Annotated in this window: 24 protein-coding genes; 12 read left to right on the top strand and 12 right to left on the bottom strand. The window is 71.4% G+C overall.

Features of this window, described 5'->3' with window-relative positions:
- Positions 1-188 precede the first annotated feature (188 nt).
- The 7 genes from IE97_RS0107310 (at position 189) to IE97_RS39950 (ending at position 7068) form a co-directional block, all read left to right on the top strand.
- Positions 189-1760 (top strand): ABC transporter ATP-binding protein, encoded by a 1572-nt coding sequence (locus IE97_RS0107310; RefSeq protein WP_030233255.1) that lies wholly within the window; start codon positions 189-191, stop codon positions 1758-1760.
- A complete protein-coding gene (locus tag IE97_RS0107305; protein ID WP_030233252.1) occupies positions 1760-2884 on the top strand; it encodes an ABC transporter permease in 1125 nt (374 codons plus the stop codon). Before IE97_RS0107310 ends, IE97_RS0107305 begins: the two co-directional genes overlap by 1 nt.
- On the top strand, positions 2881-4155 hold the full coding sequence (locus IE97_RS0107300) for an ABC transporter permease (protein WP_030233250.1): 1275 nt from the start codon (positions 2881-2883) through the stop codon (positions 4153-4155). Before IE97_RS0107305 ends, IE97_RS0107300 begins: the two co-directional genes overlap by 4 nt.
- The gene (locus IE97_RS0107295; RefSeq protein ID WP_030233247.1) at positions 4152-4556 is read left to right on the top strand and encodes a cytidine deaminase; all 405 of its coding nucleotides are present in this window, start codon (positions 4152-4154) and stop codon (positions 4554-4556) included. The genes IE97_RS0107300 and IE97_RS0107295 overlap by 4 nt, the downstream gene beginning before the upstream one ends.
- A 79-nt stretch (positions 4557-4635) precedes the next feature.
- Entirely contained in the window at positions 4636-5913 is a 1278-nt protein-coding gene (locus IE97_RS0107290; RefSeq protein ID WP_030233244.1) for a thymidine phosphorylase, read from the top strand.
- A 96-nt stretch (positions 5914-6009) separates the two neighbouring features.
- Positions 6010-6603: a Uma2 family endonuclease gene (locus IE97_RS0107285; protein ID WP_030233241.1), complete on the top strand. Its 594-nt coding sequence runs from the start codon at positions 6010-6012 to the stop codon at positions 6601-6603.
- 78 nt (positions 6604-6681) lie between these two features.
- Positions 6682-7068: an STAS domain-containing protein gene (locus IE97_RS39950; RefSeq protein WP_158708253.1), complete on the top strand. Its 387-nt coding sequence runs from the start codon at positions 6682-6684 to the stop codon at positions 7066-7068.
- Here IE97_RS39950 and IE97_RS0107280 read toward each other — a convergent pair.
- The 3 genes from IE97_RS0107280 to IE97_RS0107270 all read right to left on the bottom strand — a co-directional run bounded on the left by IE97_RS0107280 (position 6952) and on the right by IE97_RS0107270 (position 10601).
- Positions 6952-7971 carry a sigma-70 family RNA polymerase sigma factor gene (locus tag IE97_RS0107280; protein WP_030233238.1) on the bottom strand — a complete coding sequence of 340 codons (1020 nt, stop codon included), beginning with the start codon at positions 7969-7971 and terminating at the stop codon, positions 6952-6954. The genes IE97_RS39950 and IE97_RS0107280 overlap by 117 nt on opposite strands.
- Positions 7972-8090: 119 nt before the next feature.
- Entirely contained in the window at positions 8091-9227 is a 1137-nt protein-coding gene (gene dnaN, locus IE97_RS0107275) for a DNA polymerase III subunit beta (protein ID WP_030233235.1), read from the bottom strand.
- A gap of 99 nt (positions 9228-9326) precedes the next feature.
- Positions 9327-10601: an MFS transporter gene (locus IE97_RS0107270; RefSeq protein ID WP_030233233.1), complete on the bottom strand. Its 1275-nt coding sequence runs from the start codon at positions 10599-10601 to the stop codon at positions 9327-9329.
- 63 nt (positions 10602-10664) lie between these two features.
- Here IE97_RS0107270 and IE97_RS0107265 point away from each other — a divergent pair, with 63 nt between their 5' ends.
- Positions 10665-11615: a LysR family transcriptional regulator gene (locus IE97_RS0107265; protein ID WP_030233230.1), complete on the top strand. Its 951-nt coding sequence runs from the start codon at positions 10665-10667 to the stop codon at positions 11613-11615.
- Positions 11616-11716: 101 nt separating this feature from the next.
- Here the strand turns inward: IE97_RS0107265 and IE97_RS0107260 are convergent, their stop codons facing one another.
- Positions 11717-12475 (bottom strand): alpha/beta hydrolase, encoded by a 759-nt coding sequence (locus IE97_RS0107260; protein WP_030233227.1) that lies wholly within the window; start codon positions 12473-12475, stop codon positions 11717-11719.
- A gap of 123 nt (positions 12476-12598) precedes the next feature.
- Between IE97_RS0107260 and IE97_RS0107255 the strand changes: the two genes are divergently transcribed.
- Both IE97_RS0107255 and IE97_RS0107250 read left to right on the top strand, forming a co-directional pair.
- Complete coding sequence (locus tag IE97_RS0107255) at positions 12599-13756, top strand: adenosine deaminase (protein ID WP_030233224.1); 1158 nt, start codon at positions 12599-12601, stop codon at positions 13754-13756.
- A gap of 141 nt (positions 13757-13897) precedes the next feature.
- Positions 13898-14251 carry a hypothetical protein gene (locus tag IE97_RS0107250; RefSeq protein WP_030233220.1) on the top strand — a complete coding sequence of 118 codons (354 nt, stop codon included), beginning with the start codon at positions 13898-13900 and terminating at the stop codon, positions 14249-14251.
- A gap of 81 nt (positions 14252-14332) precedes the next feature.
- Here IE97_RS0107250 and IE97_RS0107245 read toward each other — a convergent pair whose 3' ends face one another.
- The 5 genes from IE97_RS0107245 to afsQ1 all read right to left on the bottom strand — a co-directional run bounded on the left by IE97_RS0107245 (position 14333) and on the right by afsQ1 (position 18226).
- Positions 14333-14545: a PspC domain-containing protein gene (locus IE97_RS0107245; protein ID WP_030233218.1), complete on the bottom strand. Its 213-nt coding sequence runs from the start codon at positions 14543-14545 to the stop codon at positions 14333-14335.
- A gap of 64 nt (positions 14546-14609) precedes the next feature.
- Complete coding sequence (locus IE97_RS0107240; protein WP_030233215.1) at positions 14610-15194, bottom strand: VanZ family protein; 585 nt, start codon at positions 15192-15194, stop codon at positions 14610-14612.
- A gap of 85 nt (positions 15195-15279) precedes the next feature.
- Positions 15280-15942, bottom strand: a complete 663-nt coding sequence (locus IE97_RS0107235; protein ID WP_063756318.1) for a hypothetical protein — start codon at positions 15940-15942, stop codon at positions 15280-15282.
- The gene (locus tag IE97_RS0107230; protein WP_030233210.1) at positions 15942-17552 is read right to left on the bottom strand and encodes a sensor histidine kinase; all 1611 of its coding nucleotides are present in this window, start codon (positions 17550-17552) and stop codon (positions 15942-15944) included. The genes IE97_RS0107235 and IE97_RS0107230 overlap by 1 nt, the downstream gene beginning before the upstream one ends.
- On the bottom strand, positions 17549-18226 hold the full coding sequence (gene afsQ1 / locus IE97_RS0107225; protein WP_030233207.1) for a two-component system response regulator AfsQ1: 678 nt from the start codon (positions 18224-18226) through the stop codon (positions 17549-17551). The genes IE97_RS0107230 and afsQ1 overlap by 4 nt, the downstream gene beginning before the upstream one ends.
- A gap of 237 nt (positions 18227-18463) precedes the next feature.
- Between afsQ1 and IE97_RS0107220 the strand changes: the two genes are divergently transcribed.
- A complete protein-coding gene (locus tag IE97_RS0107220; protein ID WP_030233205.1) occupies positions 18464-19216 on the top strand; it encodes a SigE family RNA polymerase sigma factor in 753 nt (250 codons plus the stop codon).
- A gap of 201 nt (positions 19217-19417) precedes the next feature.
- Here IE97_RS0107220 and IE97_RS0107215 read toward each other — a convergent pair whose 3' ends face one another.
- Positions 19418-20122 carry a uridine kinase gene (locus tag IE97_RS0107215; RefSeq protein WP_078603121.1) on the bottom strand — a complete coding sequence of 235 codons (705 nt, stop codon included), beginning with the start codon at positions 20120-20122 and terminating at the stop codon, positions 19418-19420.
- Positions 20123-20178: 56 nt separating this feature from the next.
- Here IE97_RS0107215 and IE97_RS0107210 point away from each other — a divergent pair, with 56 nt between their 5' ends.
- On the top strand, positions 20179-20517 hold the full coding sequence (locus tag IE97_RS0107210) for a hypothetical protein (RefSeq protein WP_030233199.1): 339 nt from the start codon (positions 20179-20181) through the stop codon (positions 20515-20517).
- Positions 20518-20627: 110 nt separating this feature from the next.
- On the opposite strand, the gene IE97_RS0107205 is transcribed toward IE97_RS0107210, so the two are convergent.
- The gene (locus tag IE97_RS0107205) at positions 20628-21512 is read right to left on the bottom strand and encodes an aldehyde dehydrogenase family protein (protein WP_030233196.1); all 885 of its coding nucleotides are present in this window, start codon (positions 21510-21512) and stop codon (positions 20628-20630) included.
- Entirely contained in the window at positions 21505-22941 is a 1437-nt protein-coding gene (locus IE97_RS0107200) for an aldehyde dehydrogenase family protein (protein ID WP_030233193.1), read from the bottom strand. The genes IE97_RS0107205 and IE97_RS0107200 overlap by 8 nt, the downstream gene beginning before the upstream one ends.
- Positions 22942-22943: the final 2 nt, after the last annotated feature.

Genomic DNA, 22943 nt, shown 5'->3' with positions numbered 1-22943 from the left:
GTAGTAACCCGGGGGTTACGCCTGCGGGGCGGGGTACGGGGAGGCTGCTCCCCGTACCCCGCTGCCGCGGGGCGCGGCCCCTTTGTATGCCGTAGGGGCGCTACGCGCGTAGACGACCCCCGTCCCCAGGAGAGTGCGTTATCAACGCGTCCAGCAGCCCTCCGGCCGGAGCGGCGGTCAACGGATCGGTGACCGCCGTCGAACTCGCCGGGATCACCAAGCGTTTCCCGGGCGTCGTGGCCAACCACGACATCCACCTCAGCGTCCGCAAGGGCACCGTCCACGCCCTCGTCGGTGAGAACGGCGCCGGCAAGTCGACACTGATGAAGATCCTCTACGGCATGCAGAAGCCGGACGAGGGCACCATCGCCGTCGACGGCGAGCAGGTGAGCTTCTCGTCGCCGGCCGACGCCATCGCCCGCGGCATCGGCATGGTCCACCAGCACTTCATGCTCGCCGACAACCTCACGGTCCTCGAGAACGTGGTGCTCGGCAGCGAGAAGCTCCACGGCATCGGCGCCAAGGCCCGCCGCAAGATCAGGGAGCTCTCCGAGCGCTACGGCCTCGGCGTCGAGCCCGACCTCCTGGTCGAGGAGCTGGGCGTCGCCGCCCGCCAGCGCGTGGAGATCCTCAAGGTCCTCTACCGCGGCGCCACCACCCTCATCCTCGACGAGCCCACGGCCGTCCTGGTGCCGCAGGAGGTCGACGCCCTCTTCGCCAACCTGCGCGAACTGAAGTCCGAGGGCCTGTCGGTCATCTTCATCTCCCACAAGCTCGGCGAGGTGCTCTCCGTCGCCGACGAGATCACCGTCATACGCCGCGGCACCACCGTCGGCACGGCCGTCCCCGCCGAGACCACCCCGCGCCAGCTCGCCGAGATGATGGTCGGCAGTGAGCTGCCCACCCCCGAGACGGCCGAGTCCACCGTCACCGACCGCGCGGTCATCACCGTCGACCGGCTCCGCCTGACCGCCCCCGGCGGCAAGGCGCTCCTCGACGACATCAGCTTCACCATCCACGCGGGCGAGGTCCTCGGCATCGCCGGCGTCGAGGGCAACGGCCAGACCGAGCTCGTCGACGCGCTCATCGGCCTGCGCCATGCCGAGTCCGGCACCATCCGGCTCGCCGACGAGGAGATCACCGCCTGGCCCACCCGCAGGCGCCGCGAGCAGGGCATCGGCTACATCCCCGAGGACCGGCACCGCCACGGCCTCCTCCTGGAGGCGCCCCTCTGGGAGAACCGCATCCTCGGCCACGTCACCGAGAAGCCCCTCGCCAAGGGCGTCTGGCTGGACCCCAAGGCGGCCCAGGAGGACACCCGCCGCATCGTCGAGACCTACGACGTGCGCACCCCCGGCATCGACGTCACCGCCGCCTCCCTCTCCGGCGGCAACCAGCAGAAGCTGATCATCGGCCGCGAGATGAGCCACAAGCCGCGCTTCCTCATCGCCGCGCACCCCACCCGCGGCGTGGACGTCGGCGCCCAGGCCGCCATCTGGGACCACATCCGCGAGGCCCGCCGCGAGGGCCTGGCCGTGCTGCTGATCTCCGCCGACCTGGACGAGCTGATCGGTCTGTCCGACACGCTGCGCGTGATCTACAACGGCAAGCTGGTCGCGGACGCCGACCCGGCCACCATCACCCCCGAGGAACTCGGCTCGGCCATGACCGGTGCCGCGACCGGGCACCTCGAGCACGAAGAGACCCCCGAGATCTCGAAGGCCGACGCCCCCGAGTCTCCGGAAGACGAGGCCCGCTGATGAAGAAGTTCGACAAGGAGCGCGTGCTCCTCGCCGTGGCCGGACCGGTCATCGCGCTCGCCGTGGCCTTCGTGCTCAGCGCGATCGTGCTGGTCGCGTCGGGCAAGAACCCGGTCGAGCCGTTCGCCGTGATGTTCGAGCAGGCCGGCTTCTCGGACATCCAGGTGCTGATCATCAACCAGGCCTCGATGTACTACATCGCGGCGCTCGCGGTGGCCATCGGCTTCCGGATGAACCTGTTCAACATCGGTGTCGACGGCCAGTACCAGCTCGCCGCCATGATGGCCGCGGTCGTCGGCGCCCACGCCGACCTGCCGGCCGCCCTCCAGGTCCCGCTGCTGCTCCTGACCGCCGTCCTCACCGGCGCCTTCTGGTCCGGCATCGCCGGTGTCCTCAAGGTCACCCGCGGCGTCAGCGAGGTCGTCGCCACCATCATGCTCAACGCGATCGCCACCTCCGTGATCGCCTACATGTGGCTGCCGGACGTCTTCGGTGTGAAGGTCGGCAACAACAACACCACCGGCGAGATGTACGAGTCCGGCTGGATCCCCGGCATCGACCTGGGCGCGGCCGGCGAGATCTACGGCCTGGTCCTGCTCGCCGTCCTGCTCGGCATCGGCTACTGGGTCGTCCTCAACCGCACCCGCTTCGGCTTCGACCTGCGCGCCTCCGGCGCCTCGTCGACCGCCGCGGCCGCCAGCGGCGTCGACCCCAAGCGCATGGTGCTCACCGCCATGCTGCTCTCCGGCGGCATCGCGGGCCTCGCCGGTCTGCCGATCCTGCTCGGCGACACCCACACCTACAGCCTGAACTTCCCCACCGGCATCGGCTTCCTCGGCATCGGCATCGCCCTGCTGGGTCGCAACAGCCCCGTCGGCATCGCGTTCGCCGCCCTGCTGTGGGCCTGGCTCGACAAGGCCTCGCCCGAACTCGACTTCCACGGCTACGACAAGGAGATCGCGGTCATCATGCAGGGCCTGATCGTGCTCTCGGTCGTCGTCTCCTACGAGGCCGTCCGCGAGTGGGGCCTGCGCCGCCAGCAGCGCCGGGTCGGCGCCGAACTGGCCGCCGGTCACGTCCTCGGCGCCCACAACAACACCACGAAGGAGGTGGCTGGCCGATGACCGCCCCCGTTACGGCGACCGACCTCAACCAGCCCACGCTGCAGCCCGCGGCGCCCACCGGCCGCCGGCTGTCGTGGCCCGTCCTGCTGCTGATCATCGCCGCCGGCCTGGCACTCACCTCGATGGTCCGCCTCATCACCGGCGCCGACGGCATCACCAACGTCAGCCAGATGTCCACCGCTCTCCAGCTCGCCGTGCCGATCGGCCTCGCCGGCCTCGGCGGCCTGTGGGCCGAGCGCGCGGGCGTGGTCAACATCGGCCTCGAGGGCATGATGATCCTCGGCACCTGGTTCGGCGCCTGGGCCGGATTCCAGTGGGGCCCGTGGACCGGTGTCCTGGTGGGCATCGTCGGCGGTGCGCTCGGCGGTCTGCTGCACGCTTTCGTCACCGTCACCTTCAACGTCAACCACATCGTCTCCGGTGTGGCCATCAACATCCTCGCCCTCGGCGCCACCCGCTACCTCGCGCCCCTCGCCTTCGAGGGCCACACCGGCGGCTCCGCCAAGCAGTCCCCGGCGATCGACTCCCTCGGCCACTTCACGGTGCCGGGCCTGTCCGACGCGCTCCGGGACCTGAACAACCAGGGCTGGTTCTTCGTCTCGGACATCGCCGGACTCCTCGGCGGCCTCGTCACCAACGTCTCCTGGCTGACCCTGATCGCCGTGGCACTGATCCCCGCGACCTGGTGGATCCTGTGGCGCTCGGCGTTCGGCCTGCGGCTGCGCTCCTGCGGCGAGAACCCGGTCGCCGCCGAGTCCCTCGGCGTCAACGTCTACAAGTACAAGTACATCGCCGTCGTCATCTCCGGCGGCCTGGCCGGCCTCGGCGGTGCCTTCCTGTCGATCGTCGCCAACCCCTTCTACCTGGAGGGTCAGGTCAGCGGCCGCGGCTTCATCGGCCTCGCGGCGATGATCTTCGGCAACTGGATGCCGGGCGGCCTCGCCCTCGGCGCGGGCCTGTTCGGCTACACCGACAGCCTCAACCTGCGCGGCGGCTCCGCCAACGTCCACGCCCTGCTGCTGCTCGGCGCGCTGCTGCTGATCATCGGCGCGATCTGGCTGGCGGTCCGCAAGAAGTACGTCCCGGCCGTGTGCACGCTGATCGCCGGTGCCCTGGTGCTCACCTGGTACGCGACCACCGACGAGGTGCCCAACCAGGTCGTCTCCGCCACGCCGTACGTCATCACCCTGGTGGTCCTCGCACTGTCCGCCCAGCGCCTGCGCATGCCGAGGGCGAACGGCATGCCGTACCGGAAGGGGCAGGGCAAGTGACCGGCACCGGCCCCGCCGTCGACTGGGAGCGGCTGCGCGCGGTGGCCCGGGACGCCATGTCCCGGGCGTACGCCCCGTACTCCGGCTACCCGGTCGGCGTGGCGGCCCTGGTCGACGACGGGCGGATCATCTCCGGCTGCAACGTCGAGAACGCCTCGTACGGACTGGGCCTGTGCGCCGAGTGCGGTCTGGTGTCGGAGCTGCACAACACCGGCGGCGGCCGTCTGACGCACTTCACCTGCGTCGACCGGGACGGGGAGTCGCTCGTCCCGTGCGGCCGCTGCCGCCAGCTGCTGTACGAGTTCGGCGGCCCGGACCTCCTGCTGGACACTCCGGCGGGCATCGTGCCGCTGTCGGAGATGCTGCCCCAGGCCTTCGGCCCCGGCCACCTCGGCAACTGACTCCGTACGGCCCCTCCCAGCCGCTCAGGAGGGGCCGTACGGCTTTTTGAAACCTCGGAAGGAAGCCCACCCCATGGCCATGGACGCCATCTCCGTCATCCGCACCAAGCGGGACCGCGGCGAGCTCAGCGACGAGCAGATCGACTGGGTCATCGACGCGTACACCCGCGGGGAGGTGGCCGACGAGCAGATGTCGGCCCTCGCGATGGCCATCCTGCTCAACGGCATGAACCGCCGTGAGATCGCCCGCTGGACGGCCGCCATGATCGCCTCCGGCGAGCGCATGGACTTCTCGTCCCTGTCCCGCCCGACGGCGGACAAGCACTCCACCGGCGGTGTGGGCGACAAGATCACTCTCCCGCTGGCCCCGCTGGTGGCCGCCTGCGGCGCGGCCGTCCCGCAGCTGTCGGGCCGCGGCCTCGGCCACACCGGCGGCACTCTGGACAAGCTGGAGTCGATCCCCGGCTGGCGTGCCCTGCTCTCCAACGACGAGATGCTGTCGGTGCTGGACGGCACCGGCGCGGTGATCTGCGCGGCGGGCGACGGCCTGGCCCCCGCGGACAAGAAGCTGTACGCGCTCCGGGACGTCACGGGCACGGTCGAGGCGATCCCGCTGATCGCCTCGTCCATCATGTCCAAGAAGATCGCGGAGGGCACGGGCTCGCTGGTCCTGGACGTGAAGGTCGGCACGGGCGCCTTCATGCGGACGCTCGATGATGCCCGCGAACTGGCGTCCACGATGGTCGGCCTGGGCACCGACCACGGCGTGAAGACGGTCGCGCTGCTCACGGACATGTCCACCCCGCTCGGCCTCACCGCGGGCAACGCCCTGGAGGTCCGCGAGTCGGTGGAGGTCCTGGCGGGCGGTGGCCCGTCGGACGTCGTCGAGCTGACGATCGCCCTGGCCCGCGAGATGCTCGACGCGGCGGGCGTCAAGGACGCGGACCCGGCGAAGGCCCTGGCCGACGGCTCGGCGATGGACGTCTGGCGCCGCATGATCAAGGCACAGGGCGGCGACCCGGACGCGGCCCTGCCGGTGGCCCGCGAGCAGCACGTGATCAAGGCCCCGGCCACGGGCGTCCTCACCCGCCTCGACGCCTACGACATCGGCGTCGCCGCCTGGCGCCTGGGCGCGGGCCGTGCCCGCAAGGAGGACCCGGTCCAGGCGGGCGCGGGCGTGGAACTGCACGCCAAGCCGGGCGACACGGTGCGCGAGGGCGAGCCCCTGCTGACCCTGCACACGGACACGCCGGAACGCTTCGAGTACGCGTTGCAGGCGGTGGAGGGGGCGTACGACGTCGCGGCCCCGGGGACGGACTTCACGGCGACGCCGGTGCTGCTGGAGCGGATTGCCTGACCAGGCGCTTTCCCATTCGGGTGAACGGGATCGGTGGACCCCCGCGGGTCCCGTTCGGCATGCTGGGATCGGTGACGCACCGATTGGAGAACCGCCATGAGCGCACTCACCGTCGACCACTCCACGGCCAGCGGCCACGAGTGGGACGACCTCGTCCGGATCTGGCAGGAGACGGACGCGCCGGAGGGCTGCAAGGTGGAGATCATCGAGGGGATCGTCACCGTGGCACCACCGCCGTCCAATGCCCACAACGACATCGCTGACTTGGTTCAGCGAGCCCTGTACGAGGTCATCCCCAGGCACTGGGGCATTTATCAGACCCTGGGTACGGCGGTCCCGTCGCGTGACGGGCTCTACATCCCTGATCTCGCAGTCGCCCCCAGGCAGGTGCTGCGTGACGAGGTAGGCAACTTCATCTCAGCGGCCGCCGCCGAACTCATCGTCGAGATCACGTCCAAGTCCAATGCGGCGCACGACCGGATCAAGAAGGCTGCGGGCTATGCCCAGGCCGGTGTCCCGCTGTACCTGCTCATCGACGGCTGGGCCCCCGGCGGCCCCACCATCACGCTTTACGGCGAACCGCAAGGAGACGTCTACCGGGTGTTGCACGCGGGGAAGTTCGGCGAGCAGATCGAGTTGCCGGAACCCTTCGACCTCAAGCTCGACACAGACGACTTCCTCGCACGCTGAGGAGCACGACCTCACGCGCCAGAAGGTCCCCACCCAGGCAGCCGACATCCCCCGGAACCGTCACCACGCACCGTCGCGATGAGTTACCGCCGCCCGCGCGGTCTACCGATCGTGGACGCCATGACACCGCCCGTGCTCGTACTGCCCGGACCCGTCACCCGGGACGAGGTGAGAGGGCTGAGCGACGACGTGCGAGCACTGCTGGGAGCCGGCCGTGCCCGGGTCGTGGTGTGCGATGTCGGGGGCCTGGGGCCGCCGGGACTCGCCACCGTCGATCTGCTCGCGCGGCTTCAGCTGGCCGCCCGCCGGGCGGGAGGCCGGATACGGCTGCGTGACCCCGACCCGGCCCTATGCGCTCTGCTCGACCTGGTCGGTCTCCGCTTCGAGGTGGAGGGGCAGGCCGAAGAGCGGGAACCAGCGCTTGGTGTCGAGGAAGCAGTGGAACCCGGTGATCCGGCCGTCTGAGATCTCCAGCACCTGGACCGCCCAGGGCGTGAAACCACCGCCGCCCTCCGGGTCGGGCTTGTACTGGGCGAAGCCGGGCAGGCCGTTGACCTGGACGGGGACGAGCCGGGAGCCCGCGCAGGGCGCGCCGAGCGTGGTCATGAACCCGGTGATGTCCCGCGCTCCGGTCAGCCACAGGTCGAACGGCGGCATCGTCATGATCGCGTCCTCGTGCAGCAGGGCCGTCAGCGCCGTCATGTCGTAGCCCTCGAAGGCCGCCACATAGCGGTCCAGCAGCTTCTGCTGGTCCTCGTCCAGCGGGTCGGAGACGGCCGCGTCGGCGCCCGGCTGCTGCCGCTCGGCCAGGGTGGCGCGGGCCCGCTGCAGGGCGCTGTTGACCGATGCCACCGAGGTGTCCAGCAACTCGGCGACCTCGCCGGCCTTCCAGGCGAGCACCTCGCGCAGGATCAGCACGGCCCGCTGCTTGGCCGGCAACTGCTGCAGCGCGGCCATGAAGGCGAGCCGCACCGACTCCTTGGCGACCGCCGCCTCGGCCGGGTCGTCGGTCGTGGGCAGCACACGGCCGTCCGGCATGGGCTCCAGCCAGGTGTTGTCCGGGCGGGGGGAGAGGGCCGCCTGGGCGAGCGGCGTGGAGTCGGTCAGGTCCATGGGCCGGGCACGCTTGTTGCCCGCGGTCAGCATGTCCAGGCACACGTTGGTCGCGATGCGGTAGAGCCAGGAGCGGAGGCTGGAGCGGCCCTCGAACTTGTCGTAGCTGCGCCAGGCCCGGACCATCGTGTCCTGCACCGCGTCCTCGGCCTCGAAGGAGGAGCCGAGCATCCGGTAGCAGTACCCCGTCAGCTCGGTGCGGTACGCCTCCAGTCTGGTGTCCAGGTCCGTCGGTGTCGCCGTGCCGTTCGTCATCGCCCACCCACCCCTGTGGAATCTCTGTCACGCGCCATCGCGCCCAGCACTTCGGAAGCTACCGCACGGCACTGACAACGGCCCCCCGAGCGCACGAACGCGCAGGTCGAGCAGCCGGTTCAGACCAGTTGCTTCACCGACATGAGCAGGTGCCGGTGCTCGTCGGCCGCCCCCTCCCCGGCGCCGCCCGGCACCGCGTGCAGCAGCGCCCGCTGCCCCGCCCCCAGCAGCTCCAGCCGTACGCGCGTGCTCTCGAAGGACGTCAGCGCGTCCAGCAGGTAGGCCGGGTTGAACGCCACCGGCATCTCCTCGGCGCCGGTCAGCGTGGCCGGGAGCCGCTGGACCGCCACGTCGTCCCCGTATCCGGCGCGCAGCAGCACGGATCCGTCGGCCGAGAAGTCCAGCCGCACCGGACTGTTCGCCTCCGCCACCACCGCGACCCGCCCAACCGCCTCCGCGAGCCCTTCGCGGTCCACCTCGGCGACCGCGGCGCCGGCCATGTCGAACAGCGACCTGTACGTGGGCAGCCGCCCGTCGAGCAGCCGCAGCGCCGTCCGCGTCCGTCCGCCCTCGAACCCGATCAGCCCGCTCCCGGACGGGTCCCAGCCGATCCGCACGTCCCCACCGCGCCCCAGCGACCGCGCGAGGTCCAGCAGCCGCCGCGCGGGCAGCAGCGCCTCCACGGCGTCCTCGGAAGCCGCCGCCTCCGGCTTCCACTCCAGCCGCCGCACGGCATACCGATAGCGGTCCGAGGCCGCCAGCGTCATGTCCCCGCCCTCCAGCTGCAGCTGGACGCCCGTCAGCAGCGGCAGCGTGTCGTCACGGCCGGCCGCGACCGCGACCTGGGCGACGGCCGTCGCGAACGCGCCGGCGTCCACCGTCCCGTACGGCGGGGGCGGCGCCGGCAGGGCCGGGTACTCGGCGAGCGGCAGCGTCGACAGCCCGAACCGGGTACCGCCCGCCTCCACCGTGAACCGCGACGCCTCCAGCGCACAGCTCACCGGCCCGTCCGGCAGCACCCGGCAGACATCCTGCAGCCGCCGCCCCAGGACGAGCACCCGCCCGGGCGCCGTGACCTCGGCGTCGGCCTCCACCCGTACCGCCGCCTCGAAGTCGAAGCCCGTCACGGCCAGCCGCCCCGCGTCCGCGTCCAGCAGCAGCCCGCCCAGCACCGGCACCGGCGTCCGCGCCGGAAGTGCCCGTACGGCCCGCCCCACGGCCTCGGCGAACGCCGTACGGTCGATGCGGAAGTCCATGAAAAATCCCCCTGCCCGGTCCGGTGGTCAGCAGACGCGGACGTTATCCGCGCCCACTGACAACCGGCCCCGACCAGGGGGAACAGCTGGGCTTCGGGCTCAGGCGGCCGTGGCCAGCCGTCGCTGCAGTCGCGCCGCCCGCGTTCCGAAGACCGTGATCGTCACGACGCCCAGCACCGCCAGCAGGCCGACCCCGACCGTCCCGGCCCAGCCGCCGACGTGGAAGGCGATCGCGCCGACCGTGCTGCCCGCGCTGGAGCCGATGTAGTACGCGGACTGGTACAGCGCCGAGGCCTGCGCGCGACCGTGCGCGGCCGTCTTGCTGACCGCCGAGGAGGCCACCGCGTGGCCCGCGAAGAAGCCCCCCGTGATGAGGACCAGGCCCAGCAGGACCAGCGGGAGCGAACCGGCGAGGGACAGCAGCAGGCCCGCCGCCGTCGTACCGCCCGCCGCGTACAGCGCGCCCCGGCGGCCCAGCCGGCCCACCAGGCGGCCGGCCGTCGACGCCGACACCGTACCGACGAGGTACACGAGGAAGATCGAGCCGATGATGCCCTGGGGCAGGGAGAACGGGGCCTCGGTCAGGCGGTAGCCGATGACCGTGTACACGCCGCCGAACACCGTCATGAACAGCGCGCCGATCGCGTACAGCCGGCACAACAGCGGGTTGGACAGGTGGTCACGGACCGTACGGGCCAGGACGCGAGGACGCAGCGAGCCCGCCTTGAAGTTCCTGGGGGCCGGAAGCAGCGCCCGGAAGGCCACCGCGCAGGCCACGGCGATCGCGCCGATCACACCGACGGCGATCCGCCAGCCCCACTCCTGCGCGACCCAGCCGGTGATGACCCGGCCGCTCATCCCGCCGACACTGTTGCCCGCGACGAACAGCCCGATCGCGGTGACCAGGGCCTTGGGGCTGACCTCCTCGGCGAGGTACGCCGTCGCCGACGCCGGCAGCCCGGCCAGCGCCGCGCCCTGCAGCGCCCGCAGCGCGACCAGGACGCCCAGCGACGGGGCGAAGGGCACCAGCAGTCCGATCGTCACCGCCACGGCCAGCGAGGCCGTCATGACCGTACGCCGCCCGAAGCGCTCCGACAGGGCGCTCATCGGCAGTACGAACAGCGCCAGCCCGCCCGTCGCGGCGGCCACGGTCCAGCTCGCGTCGCTCGCCGCCACCCCGAACTCGCCGGAGATCAGCGGGAGCAGCGCCTGTGTGGAGTACAGCAGCGCGAAGGTCGCGACACCCGCGAGGAACAGGGCGAGGCTCATCCGGCGGTAGCCGGGCCCGCCCGGTGACATACGTGAGTCGGAAGCAGAAGGGACAGAGGCGTCGGCGCCCACGGTGGTGGACGCCCCGGTACTGGCGGGAGACATGCCTCGAAATTACGTACGCCCCTACTGATCCGTCCAATGCATGGAACCCCCATAATCGTTCCCATGGTGCATCAATACAGTTCAGCGGCTCGGCTGTCACCATCCAGTGACACAGAAGACATGGTGATGTTGCTGGCGCCACGCCTCGCGTACTTCGCCGGCGTGGCCCGCACCGAGCACGTCACCCGCGCCGCCCAGGAGATGAGCGTCCCCCAGTCGACCCTGTCCCGGTCCATGGCCCGCCTGGAGCAGGACCTGGGCGTGGACCTCTTCGCCCGTCGCGGCCGCACCGTCTCCCTCACCCCGGCCGGCCGCACGTTCCTCACGTCCGTCGAGCGCGCCCTGGCCGAGATCGAGCGCGCCGCCGAGGAGGTGCGCGCCGACGCCGATCCCACCACCGGGAAGGTCGCCTTCGGCTTCCTGCACACCATGGGCGCGGAGACCGTACCCGGCCTCCTCCAGGCCTTCCGCGCCGCTCACCCGCGGGTCCGCTTCAGCCTCGTCCAGAACTACGGCGAAGCCATGCTCGAGCGGCTGCGCGCCGGCGAACTGGACCTGTGCCTGACGTCCCCCGTCCCCGACGCCCCCGACCTGGTCGCCCGCCGCCTCGACGAGCAGAAACTGCGCCTCGTCGTCCCCGCCGACCATCCCCTCGCCACCCGCCGGCGCGTCCGTCTCGCGGAAGCGGCCGACGAAACCTTCGTCACCCTCGAACCCGGCTACGGCATGCGCCGCATCACCGACGACCTCTGCAAGGAGGCCGGCTTCAAGCCCCGCATCGCCTTCGAGGGAGAGGAGGCGGAAACGCTGAGGGGCCTGGTGGCGGCGGGCCTCGGCGTCGCCCTCCTGCCCCCACCGGCCGTCCCCCGCCCAGGAGTGGTGGAACTGACGGTCACGGCCCCCCGAGCGGTGAGGGAGATCGGCGTCGCCTGGCTGGAGGGCCACCCGGACACACCCCCGGTGGCAGCCTTCAAGAAGTTCCTGCTGTCAAGGAGGGGAAGCCTGCTGCCCTGATCTTGGGGGCGCGGGGCTGTATCGATCTGCGGCTCCGCCGCGTGGGCGCGAACACCCCCCCACGACCCGCACCCCGAAAGCCACAGGCGCCCCGATCGGCGCTACCGCCTCGAAGACCCGAACCCCGCGGCCAACGGCATCCGCAACCCCAGCGGCGGTGGCGCGGCAAGCGCGTCCCGCACCGGCCGGGAAACAGCCCTACCGAACAGAGCCCCCATCACGAAATCCTCAGCCAGCGCCAGCACTTCGTCCCGGTACTGAGTCAGCCCGTGCCCGTCCGCATGCACCTCGAACCGGCACACGTCCCGGTTCGCCTTCTTCGCCCGCGCCGCCAGCCGGAACGACAACTCGGGATCCGTCCGCCCGTCGTTCGTGCCGTGCACGATCAGCACCTGCCTGCCCACCAGCTGCTTCACCGGTTCGGGTGATGCCTCCGTGCCCTCCTCCGGCAGCCAAGGGGCGAGCGCCAGCACGGAGTTGACGGCCTCGTGGCCCCCCGCGCGCAACCCGGCCCGGCCGCCCATGCCGATACCGGCGAGGCAGACCGGGACGTCACCGTAGCGCCGTACGACCTCGTCGGCCGCCCAGGCCGCGTCGCGCGCGAGGTTGGCCTCGCTGCCGTTCCAGCCGCGGCAGCGGTAGTGCACCACGTGCGTGACGAGGCCCTCGTCCCGGCCCGCGCGGGCCAGGCGGCGCCCCAGGGCGCGAACGGAGGCGGTCGCCAGCAGGGGGGACGGTCTGCGGCCGGAGACCTCGTCACCGCCGGGGAGCAGCAGCACCGCGCCGCTCACCGCCGTCGGTTCCGGACCGAACGTCCTGCCCAGCCGGGCCCTGCGAACCGGCGTCGCTTGGAGTGCCATGACAGAACAGTGTCAGAAGCGCGGGTGTACTCAACCCGTCCTCGGGGTCACCGTTACGTATCGGCGAAAATGTAAAGGGAACGGGAACGTCCCATCTACGCGCGTAGGAGTTAGAGTGCGGAAATGACGAGCCAGACCATCGCGAACACCCCGACACCGGACCAGATCCGCCGGGCGCCCAAGGTTCTGCTGCACGACCACCTCGACGGCGGACTGCGCCCCGCGACGATCGTCGACCTCGCCCGCGCGAGCGGATACACCCAGCTCCCCGACACCGACCCCGAGAAGCTCGGCGTCTGGTTCCGGGAGGCCGCCGACTCCGGTTCCCTGGAACGGTACTTGGAGACCTTCTCGCACACCGTCGGCGTCATGCAGACCCGCGACGCCCTGGTGCGGGTCGCCGCCGAGTGCGCCGAGGACCTCGCCGCGGACGGCGTCGTCTACGCCGAGGTGCGCTACGCCCCCGAGCAGCACCTTGAGGGCGGCCTGAGCCTCGAGGAGGTCGTCGAGGCGGTCAACGAGGGCTTCCGGGAAGGGGAGCGGCGCGCGCGGGCCGACGGGCACCGCATCCGCGTCGGTGCCCTGCTCACCGCCATGCGGCACGCCGCACGCGCCCTGGAGATCGCCGAACTCGCCAACCGCTACCGGGACCTCGGAGTCGTCGGTTTCGACATCGCGGGCGCCGAGGCCGGCTACCCGCCCACCCGGCACCTGGACGCCTTCGAGTACCTCAAGCGCGAGAACAACCACTTCACCATCCACGCCGGCGAGGCCTTCGGACTGCCGTCCATCTGGCAGGCCCTGCAGTGGTGCGGCGCCGACCGGCTCGGGCACGGGGTGCGGATCATCGACGACATCCAGGTGCACGAGGACGGCCGGGTCGAACTCGGGCGGCTCGCCTCGTACGTCCGGGACAAGCGCATCCCGCTGGAGCTGTGCCCGAGCTCCAACCTCCAGACCGGGGCGGCGTCCTCGTACGCCGAGCACCCCATCGGGCTGCTGCGCCGGCTGCACTTCCGCGCCACCGTCAACACGGACAACCGCCTCATGTCCCACACCAGCATGAGCCGGGAATTCGAGCACCTTGTCGAGGCGTTCGGTTACACGCTCGACGACATGCAGTGGTTTTCTGTCAATGCGATGAAATCGGCGTTCATTCCTTTCGATGAAAGGCTGGCCATGATCAATGACGTGATCAAGCCAGGATATGCCGAGCTGAAATCCGAATGGCTGTTCCGCCAGACCTCTCCCACCAGCGGTTCTTCCGCTTCGGATGGCTGATCCGGGGGTAACTGGCACACGGGGAATGCGGGCGGCGTTCACAAGCCGTCCGCATTTCGATGTTTGCGGCGGACGGAGTCGCGTGTCTACGGTCGCCGGACCGCCACACACCACGTCATCCCATTGCGAGGACGCGTTTTCATGAAGCAGTCTGCTGCCAAGTCCCTCGGTGTCGCCGCTCTCGGTGCCGCCTTCGCCGCCGCCGGTGCGGGCGTCGCCAACGCCGCCCCGGCCGTCCCCGACACCGCCCGGACGCTGGAGACCGTCACCCAGGCGCTCCCGGCGGAGCAGCTCTCCCGCACGGTGCCGGACTCGGGCGAGGCGCTGGGCCAGGGCAAGACCTTGGCCGGCGGCGGTCTCGCCGGCGCCAAGCCCTCCGGCAAGCAGGCGCTCCCCAAGGACCCGACCGGCCAGGCCGGCAAGCTGCTCGGCGGGCTGCCGACCAAGGGCGTCCCGGCGAAGGGGCTGCCGGTGAAGGGCCTTCCGGTCGCCTGAGCCTCCCACCCGCGGACACACGCCGATGGGGCGCACCCCTGGAGACAGGGTGCGCCCCATCGGTGTTTCCGCGACGGGCGGCTACCAGGCCGTCTGGGCCTTGCTCTGCACCTTGCTCTCCGAAGGCAGCAGGATCCACAGCGCGATGTACAGCAGGAACTGCGGCCCCGGCAGCAGGCACGAGACCAGGAAGATCACCCGCATCGTTGTGACGGAGGTGCCGAAGCGCCGTGCCAGTGCGGCGCACACTCCGCCGATCATGCGGCCGTCGGTGGGGCGGGTGAGGCGGGACATGTGCGACTCCTTCGTGAGCGTCGGTGTGAGGCCTCTCATCCGAGTACCCCATCTGCACTCCACGCTACGGGGACGAAGGGGGTAAAGCGTCACTCCACGGGGCGATCCCGACCCTGGGAATCGTCGGGGTCCGACCCTGAGCCGGCTCCTCCGGAGGGAGCGCCGTACGCGGCAGGCGCGCGAGGGTACGGCGGCGCAGCCAGGAACGTCCGGCCGGGACGAGCGCGACGTGCGCGAGGGCCACGCCCGCGGTGTTCAGGAACAGCGAGTCGATGTCGACGACCTGGCCGGGAACGCCGGTCTGGAGCAGTTCGATGCCCAGCGACAGCAGGGCGCCGGCGGTGACGGTGTTCAGCAGGGACGCCCACGGTGAGGCGGTCAGTCTGCCGCTCGCCATGGGCAGCAGCACGCCCAGCGGAGCGAGCAGGACCAGTCCTCCGCCGATCCGGCGGGCCGCCTCGGCCCAGCCCAGGGCGAGATCGGCCCGCAGGCCGTCGAACGGCCGCAGATTGGCGGGCATCACCCAGGGCACGTCCAGTGGCCGCAGCGTGAACCAGGCGACGAACGCGAGGTGTGCGACAAGGAGGACACCTCCTGTCACACGGATGCGGAACGCGGCGCTGCCGCCGATGGAGCCTTGACGCTGCACGTCCCCCTAGACGCGGTCTCCGGCACGATCGGTTCCGGGACCACCCCCGGCAGCCCTGTGAGGCATGCGCCACAGCCCGGCCGTGTCACTCCCCGGCCACGTCCCTGGACGGCGGTTCCTTGCTGCCCGGGCGGGCCCGTACCTCGTCGGTGCACTCGTAGCGCCGCGGGGGCCCCGTGCCCGGGCCGCCCAGCACCACGGAGCCGTCGCCCTCGGCGGCCGTGGAGTCGGAGAAGGTGCAGACGATCTGGGCGAGGGCGTACGAGGTGAGGCGGCCCGGGGCCATGCTCAGCCGCAGCGTGTCCTCCGGCTCGCCGCCCCGGGGGCCGCCGACGGTGATGCCGTCGCGTACGTCCGTGCTGTAGCCGGCCTCCTTCTCCGCGGGTGACGGCGGTGCCGCGAGCTCGTCCAGCAGGCCCTGCGCCACCAGAACGCGCCGCTCGGAGTCGGCCGCGCCGCCCGGGACCCGCACGGTCCGGTCGACGGTCACGAGCGAGGACCCGCACAGCAGGAACACCTGCACCGGCAGCCCCCGGGCGGCCTGCGCCGCCAGGTCCGGTTCGCCGAGCGAACACCGCACCCGCGACGGGGCGGGCCCGTAGTTCGTCGGCACCTCCGTGGCCCGTATCCCGCACCCGGCGAGCAGCACGGCCAGCCCGGACACGGCACCGAGCCGCGCGGCGGCCACGAGACGCTTCCGTGGGATCCGCGCGGCAGGGGAGGCGGTCGGTGAGCGGCGTACGGTCATCAGGCGTCCCTCTTCGCGTCCTCGCCGCCCGTCCGGCCGGCGTCGGCGTCTTCCCCGGGCTGCCGCTCGCCCTCGGCGGGCCGCTCCTCCGGAGCGACCGTGCCGCGCGGGAGCCGCAGCGTGAACACCGCGCCCGAGTCGGCTGAGTTGGCCGCGGTGATCTCACCACCGTGGATGTGGGCGTTCTCCAGGGCGATGGACAGACCCAGGCCGCTGCCCTCGGAGCGCGGCCGGGAGGCGCTGGCCTTGTAGAACCGGTCGAAGACGTGCGGCAGGACGTCCTCGGGGATGCCGGGCCCGTGGTCCTGCACCTCGATGACGAGCGAATCGTCGTCCTCGCGTACGGACACCCGGACCGGCGAGCCGCCGTGCTTCAGCGCGTTGCCGATCAGGTTGGCCAGGATGACGTCCAGCCGGCGCGGATCCAGGCGGGCGTGGATGCCGCGCTCGGCGTCCAGTTCGACCGCGTCCAGCCAGGCCCGGGCGTCGATGCACGCGGTGATCTGGTCGGCGATGTCGACGTCGTCCAGGACCAGCCGGGCGGTGCCCGCGTCGAAGCGGGTGACCTCCATCAGGTTCTCCACCAGGTCGTTCAGGCGCCGGGTCTCGCTGACCACCAGCCGTACGGCCGGTTCGATCATCGGGTCCATGCTCCCGGTCTCCGCCTCCAGCTCCTCCTCCAGCACCTCCGTCACGGCGGTGATCGCGGTGAGCGGCGTCCGCAGCTCGTGGCTCATGTCCGCCACGAACCGCCGGGACGCCTCGTCCCGCGCGGCCATGTCGGCGACCCGCTTCTCCAGTGCCTCGGCCGCGTTGTTGAACGTCCGGGACAGATCGGCGAGTTCGTCGGTCCCGGAGACCCGCAGCCGGGTGTCCAGCTTGCCCTCGCCGAGCCGCCGCGCGGCCGTCCCGAGCCGCTGCACCGGCTTCAGCACCGTCGTCGCCGCGGCCTGCGCGAGCAGCGCCGAGCCGATCAGCGCGAGCCCCGTGGCGATCCCCAGCGACCAGGCGAGCGAGTTCAGGTCCTTGGCCTCGGGTTCCAGCGACTTCAGCATGTAGCCGGTCGGACCGCCGCCGATCACCCGGGACCCGGCCACCAGGTACGGGGTGTCGTGGTCGACGACCCGCTGCCAGTACAGGTGGTACGGCTGCTTGTTGCCCCCGTCGACCTCCTGCTTCTTGTTCACCGCCGTGCGCAGCGAGGCCGGAACGTCCCGCAGCGAGAAGCTGTTCAGTCCGCCGGAGCTGCCGTAGACGGACCTGCCCTCGGCGTCCGTGGCGACCAGCAGCACGCTGAAACGCTGGTCGCTGCCCGCCATCTGGCCGGCGGTGTGCTGCAACTCGTCCTGCGTCGGATGCCCGGGCAGCGCGCCCGCCCGGTTCTGCATCTCCTGCTCGAAGTCGCGCAGCACCGCGTCCTGGGCCCGCGTCAGCACGGCCTCACGGTTGAGCCAGTACGCGATGCCGGACGCGGACACGGCGGCCGTCAGCGCCACCAGTCCGAACACGACGACCAGCCGCAGTCGCAGGCTGGTGAAGCGCAGCCGCGACCAGACCCCCTTGCGCGCCGCGGTCCAGCCGCGGGCCCCCCCTTGGTGCCCCTGTGTCACTGAGGCGCGTCCAGCCGGTAGCCGACCCCACGCACGGTACGGATCAGGGTCGGTGAGGACGGCACGTCCTCGACCTTGGCGCGCAGCCGCTGGACGCAGGCGTCCACCAGCCGGGAGTCACCCAGGTAGTCGTGCTCCCACACCAGCCGCAGCAACTGCTGCCGGGACAGCGCCTGCCCCGGCCGCCGGCTCAGCTCCAGCAACAGCCGCAGCTCGGTCGGCGTGAGCTGGAGGTCCTCGCCGTTCTTCGTCACGGTCATCGCCGAGCGGTCGATGACGAGACTGCCGAACGTCGCCGCGTCGTTGGACTCCCGTTCGCCGCGCCGCAGCACGGCCCGGATCCGGGCGTCGAGCACCCGCCCCTGCACCGGCTTGACGACATAGTCGTCGGCACCGGACTCCAGTCCGACGACCACGTCGATGTCGTCGCTGCGCGCGGTCAGCAGAATGATCGGCAACTGGTCCGTGCGCCGGATACGCCGGCACACCTCGAACCCGTCGATGCCGGGCAGCATCACATCCAGCACGATCAGATCCGGCCGCTGCTCGCGAAGCAGCTTCAGACCGTCCTCACCGCTGGCAGCGGTCGCCACACGGTGCCCCTGGCGCGTCAGAGAGAGCTCCAGGGCCGTCCGGATGGCGTCGTCGTCCTCGATCAGCAACAGGGAAGGCACGGGCTCATTCTGGCCCATGGAGGGGGCGGGGTTCGACCCGTGGGCCGAGATGACGGCCGCGCCTGCCGCCGGCGCCTGTGTACGACCCGGGGCCACCCTGTGGCCGGGCCCTGTGACAGCTCTGTGACAGTCGGCGGACACGGCGATGAAAGTGCCGCGGCAATCTATTCGGCACAAGCAGGAAAGCCCGCCCGGACGGCGGGCCGCACACCGGAAGTCCACGACGGGGGGCGCGAGATGAGCACACTGCACGGCACCACGACCAGCGCAGTGATCACGCGTCTGCACGACGTGAACGGGGGCCGGGGGACAGAGAAGTCCGGTGCCGTGAGCGGGCGGGGGTGCGCTCGCGGCACCGGGCGTCAGCACACCGGGTTCATGACGGTGGTTGACGCTCGTACGGGGGACGGCAAGGGGGCTCACGGGGGAGCCGCGTACAGGGAGGACCCGGGGGAGCGCCGCTCGCTGTCGGAGGCGGAGTTCACCGCCTACGTCCAGGAGCGCCGCGCCTCCCTGTACGCCACCGCCTACCACCTCACCGGCGACCGCTTCGAGGCCGAGGACCTGCTGCAGAGCGCGCTGTTCTCGACCTACCGGGCGTGGGACCGGATCAGTGACAAGGCCGCGGTCGGCGGATACCTCCGCCGCACCATGACCAACCTGCACATCAGCGCCTGGCGGCGCCGCAAGCTCAACGAGTACCCGACCGAGGAACTGCCGGAGACGCCCGGCGACACGGACGCGATGCGCGGCACCGAGCTGCGCGCGGTCCTGTGGCAGGCGCTGGCCCGGCTGCCCGAGCTCCAGCGCACCATGCTGGTCCTGCGTTACTACGAGGGCCGCACGGATCCGGAGATCGCGGAGATCCTCGACATCAGTGTCGGCACGGTGAAGTCCAGCATCTGGCGGTCGCTCCGCCGGCTGCGCGAGGACGAGGTCCTCAGCTTCGGCCGTGACGAGGAGGACGCCTTCGGCGAGCTCGTCGCCTGAAGGCTGGGGGAAGCACCAAGAGGGGCCCACGGGGGAACGAGGGTCCACGGGGGACCTGAAGAGACGCTGGGGGGCGTCACCTTCGGGAAAGTGCAGGAAAGCGGGGGAATCGGGGGAGGACAACGGGGGAACACAGGAGCGGGACTGGAGGGCCGGGGGGTCCGTCCAGTCCCGCTTCCTTTTCGTCCGTGCGCCGCTCGCTCAGGCCGCCGTACGCAGACTCGCGCACCGGCCCGCCGCTGCCGCCGCCAGCCGGCCCATCGCCTCGTCCCGGTCACAGGCGTACGCGCCGAGCGCGGTCTGCCTGGCGATGATCGAACGCTCCTCACGCATCAGCCGCCAGCCGCGCCGCAGCAGGAACGGCACCGACTTGCGGCCTTCCCTGAGGTCCCGCAGGAAGCGGCGGCGGAACGTCTTCACCGGGCCGCGGCTCAGGCACAGCGCGTCGGCGAGGACCCCGAGGTCCCGGCAGCGCGTGACGATCTCCGCGGCGAAGATGCCCTCCGCGATGAACAGCGGGGTCCGTCCGATGTCGAGCGTCTCCTCGCCGGTCCGGGCGCTGAGCGCGATGTCGTAGACGGGCACGTCCGTACGGCCCGTGCGGCACAGCCGGGTGATCGCGGCGACGGCGGTGTCCGCGTCCCACGAACCCGGATGATCCCAGTCGATGTCGGAACTCCCCGCCACCAGCGGCAGCGTCGGGTCGTCGCCCTCCTTGTAGAAGTCGTCGAGCCGCAGCACCGGGAGGCCGGAGCGGGCCGCGAGGAGGGACTTGCCGGAGCCGGAGGGGCCGCAGAGCAGCACGACTCGCGTCGGTATGGGGAGAGGGGAACTCACGGGACACCAGTGTGAGGCATCCACCGGGCACCGTACGACCCCGCGGGGTGCCTTTGATGCGCGCGTCACATCTCAACTACGCTGTGTGCCGCTCCGATCACCCCGTGCGTCAGAAGGTGGCAGCGATGGCCCGACACGACTCTCCCGGGAAGCCGGCCGCCCGGCACGCCCTGGCCGTCCTCGCGCTCGCGGGCGCGGCACTGGGGGCGGGCGCGGCGACGGCCGCGGCGGACGCCGCCCGGACCGCGACCGACACCCTGGGCCACATCACCGGCCCGGTCGCGGACCTCAAGCCCAACCCGCTCGCCGGCACGGGAGTCGACCCGCTCGACAACGGGGTCGGCACCCAGGTCGCGGACTTCAAGCCGGTGGAGTCCCGGGCGGTGACGGGGCCGGTGGCGCAGGCTCCGTCGATCGGGAGTGTCCCGGTGGCGGGGCAGGTCACCAAGCCGCGCTCGCGGTAGTTCACCGCCCCGGCGGGGCCTCTGACGGGCAGCGCTCGCCCACGCGAGAGTCCCGGCTCTCCTGGACGGCGGAGGGCCGGGACTTCCCTATGGAGGCGGCGGACGCGGGGCTAGTACGAGGAACCGGACGCGCCCAGTGACCCCGTGGGGTGCCAGACCGTTTTCGTCTCCAGGAACGCCGTCATGCGCTCGATACCGGGCGTCTCCGCGTAATCCACAGGCTGTGGACGGAGAACGCGCTTGAGGTTGTCGGTGGCCGCGATCTCCAGTTCCTTCGCCAGCTCCTCGTCGGCGCCCGCCAGGTCGATCGCGTTGACGTCCTGGTGGGCCGCCAGCGGGGTGGCGATCTCCGCCGTGCGGCCCGAGAGGACGTTGACGACGCCGCCGGGGACGTCCGAGGTGGCCAGCACCTCGGCCAGGGACAGGGCCGGGAGCGGGGCCTTCTCGCTCGCCACCACGACCGCCGTGTTCCCCGTGGCGATCACGGGGGCGAGCACCGACACCAGGCCCAGGAACGACGACTCCTGCGGGGCCAGCACCGCGACCACGCCCGTCGGCTCGGGGGAGGAGAGGTTGAAGAAGGGGCCCGCGACCGGGTTGCCGCCGCCGATCACCTGGGCGATCTTGTCGGTCCAGCCCGCGTACCAGACCCAGCGGTCGATCGTGGCGTCCACGACCGCCGCGGACTTGGACTTCGACAGCCCTTCGGCCTCGGCCACCTCGCGCACGAACTGGTCGCGGCGGCCCTCCAGCATCTCGGCGACCCGGTAGAGCACCTGGCCGCGGTTGTACGCCGTCGCGCCCGACCAGGCGCCGAACGCCTTGCGGGCCGCGACGACCGCGTCCCGGGCGTCCTTGCGGGAGGAGAGGGGGGCGTTGGCCAGCCAGTTGCCCTTCGCGTCGGTCACCTCGTACACCCGGCCGCTCTCGGAACGCGGGAACTTGCCGCCCACGTACAGCTTGTAGGTCTTCAGGACGGTGAGCCGATCAGACATCGAGGTACGCCTCCAGGCCGTGGCGGCCGCCCTCGCGGCCGAAGCCCGACTCCTTGTAGCCGCCGAACGGCGAGGTCGGGTCGAACTTGTTGAACGTGTTGGACCAGACGACGCCCGCGCGCAGCTTGTTGGCGACCGCCAGGATGCGGGAGCCCTTCTCCGTCCAGATGCCGGCGGACAGGCCGTACTGCGTGTTGTTGGCCTTGGCGACCGCCTCGTCCGGGGTGCGGAAGGTCAGCACCGACAGCACCGGGCCGAAGATCTCGTCGCGGGCGATCCGGTGCGCCTGGGTGACGTTCGTGAACACCGTCGGGGCGAACCAGTAGCCGCTCTCCGGCAGTTCGCACGCCGGCGACCAGCGCTCGGCACCCTCCGCCTCGCCCTGCTCGACGAGGGAGGTGATGCGGGTGAGCTGCTCAGCGGAGTTGATCGCGCCGATGTCCGTGTTCTTGTCCAGCGGGTCGCCGAGACGGAGGGTGGACAGGCGGCGCTTGAGGGAGTCGAGGAGTTCGTCCTGGATCGACTCCTGCACCAGCAGGCGGGAGCCCGCGCAGCAGACCTGGCCCTGGTTGAAGAAGATGCCGTTGACGATGCCCTCGACGGCCTGGTCGATGGGGGCGTCGTCGAAGACGATGTTGGCGCCCTTGCCGCCCAGTTCGAGCGTGAGCTTCTTCCGCGTGCCGGCGACCGTGCGGGCGATCTCCTTGCCGACGGCCGTGGAGCCCGTGAAGGCGACCTTGTTCACGTCCGGGTGGGCGACCAGCGCCGCGCCCGTGTCGCCGTAGCCCGGCAGGATGTTGACGACGCCCTTCGGCAGGCCCGCCTGGCGGCAGATGTCCGCGAAGAACAGCGCCGAGAGCGGGGTGGTCTCGGCCGGCTTCAGGACGACCGTGTTGCCGGTGGCGAGGGCGGGGGCGATCTTCCACGCCAGCATCAGCAGGGGGAAGTTCCAGGGGATGACCTGGCCGGCCACGCCGAGCGGCTTCGGGGCCGTCCCGAACCCGGCGTGCTCCAGCTTGTCGGCCCAGCCCGCGTAGTAGAAGAAGTGCGCGGCGACCAGGGGCAGGTCGGCGTCCCTCGTCTCCTTGATCGGCTTGCCGTTGTCGAGGGTTTCGAGGACGGCCAGCTCGCGGGAGCGCTCCTGGATGATCCGCGCGATGCGGAACAGGTACTTGGCGCGCTCCGAGCCGGGCAGCGCCGACCACTTCTCGAAGGCCCTGCGCGCGGCCTTCACCGCACGGTCGACGTCCTCCGCACCGGCCTGCGCGACCTCGGAGAGGACCTCCTCGGTCGACGGGGAGACCGTCTTGAAGACCTTGCCGCCGGCGGCGTCGGTGAACTCGCCGTCGATGAACAGGCCGTACGAGGGCGCGATGTCGACGACCGAGCGGGACTCGGGGGCCGGGGCGTATTCGAATGCGGATGCCATGG

Origin of the sequence: Streptomyces sp. NRRL S-455 (genome assembly GCF_000717875.1) — a bacterium.
Lineage (GTDB): Bacteria > Actinomycetota > Actinomycetes > Streptomycetales > Streptomycetaceae > Streptomyces.
The sequence above is the reverse complement of the archived record's forward strand: the minus strand, read 5'-3'. Positions and strand labels throughout refer to the sequence as shown.

Coding starts and splice junctions, on each gene's coding strand:
- dnaN (WP_030233235.1), bottom strand. CDS start 9,227: ATGGACTTCCGCATCGACCGTACGGCGTTCGCCGAGGCCGTGGGGCGG.
- IE97_RS0107220 (WP_030233205.1), top strand. CDS start 18,464: ATGAGCACACTGCACGGCACCACGACCAGCGCAGTGATCACGCGTCTG.
- IE97_RS0107290 (WP_030233244.1), top strand. CDS start 4,636: ATGGACGCCATCTCCGTCATCCGCACCAAGCGGGACCGCGGCGAGCTC.
- IE97_RS0107300 (WP_030233250.1), top strand. CDS start 2,881: ATGACCGCCCCCGTTACGGCGACCGACCTCAACCAGCCCACGCTGCAG.
- IE97_RS0107210 (WP_030233199.1), top strand. CDS start 20,179: ATGGCCCGACACGACTCTCCCGGGAAGCCGGCCGCCCGGCACGCCCTG.
- IE97_RS0107260 (WP_030233227.1), bottom strand. CDS start 12,475: ATGGCACTCCAAGCGACGCCGGTTCGCAGGGCCCGGCTGGGCAGGACG.
- IE97_RS0107285 (WP_030233241.1), top strand. CDS start 6,010: ATGAGCGCACTCACCGTCGACCACTCCACGGCCAGCGGCCACGAGTGG.
- IE97_RS0107255 (WP_030233224.1), top strand. CDS start 12,599: ATGACGAGCCAGACCATCGCGAACACCCCGACACCGGACCAGATCCGC.
- IE97_RS0107250 (WP_030233220.1), top strand. CDS start 13,898: ATGAAGCAGTCTGCTGCCAAGTCCCTCGGTGTCGCCGCTCTCGGTGCC.
- IE97_RS0107205 (WP_030233196.1), bottom strand. CDS start 21,512: ATGTCTGATCGGCTCACCGTCCTGAAGACCTACAAGCTGTACGTGGGC.
- IE97_RS0107235 (WP_063756318.1), bottom strand. CDS start 15,942: ATGACCGTACGCCGCTCACCGACCGCCTCCCCTGCCGCGCGGATCCCA.
- IE97_RS0107245 (WP_030233218.1), bottom strand. CDS start 14,545: ATGTCCCGCCTCACCCGCCCCACCGACGGCCGCATGATCGGCGGAGTG.
- IE97_RS0107280 (WP_030233238.1), bottom strand. CDS start 7,971: ATGACGAACGGCACGGCGACACCGACGGACCTGGACACCAGACTGGAG.
- IE97_RS0107305 (WP_030233252.1), top strand. CDS start 1,760: ATGAAGAAGTTCGACAAGGAGCGCGTGCTCCTCGCCGTGGCCGGACCG.
- IE97_RS0107200 (WP_030233193.1), bottom strand. CDS start 22,941: ATGGCATCCGCATTCGAATACGCCCCGGCCCCCGAGTCCCGCTCGGTC.
- IE97_RS0107265 (WP_030233230.1), top strand. CDS start 10,665: ATGGTGCATCAATACAGTTCAGCGGCTCGGCTGTCACCATCCAGTGAC.
- IE97_RS39950 (WP_158708253.1), top strand. CDS start 6,682: ATGAGTTACCGCCGCCCGCGCGGTCTACCGATCGTGGACGCCATGACA.
- IE97_RS0107270 (WP_030233233.1), bottom strand. CDS start 10,601: ATGTCTCCCGCCAGTACCGGGGCGTCCACCACCGTGGGCGCCGACGCC.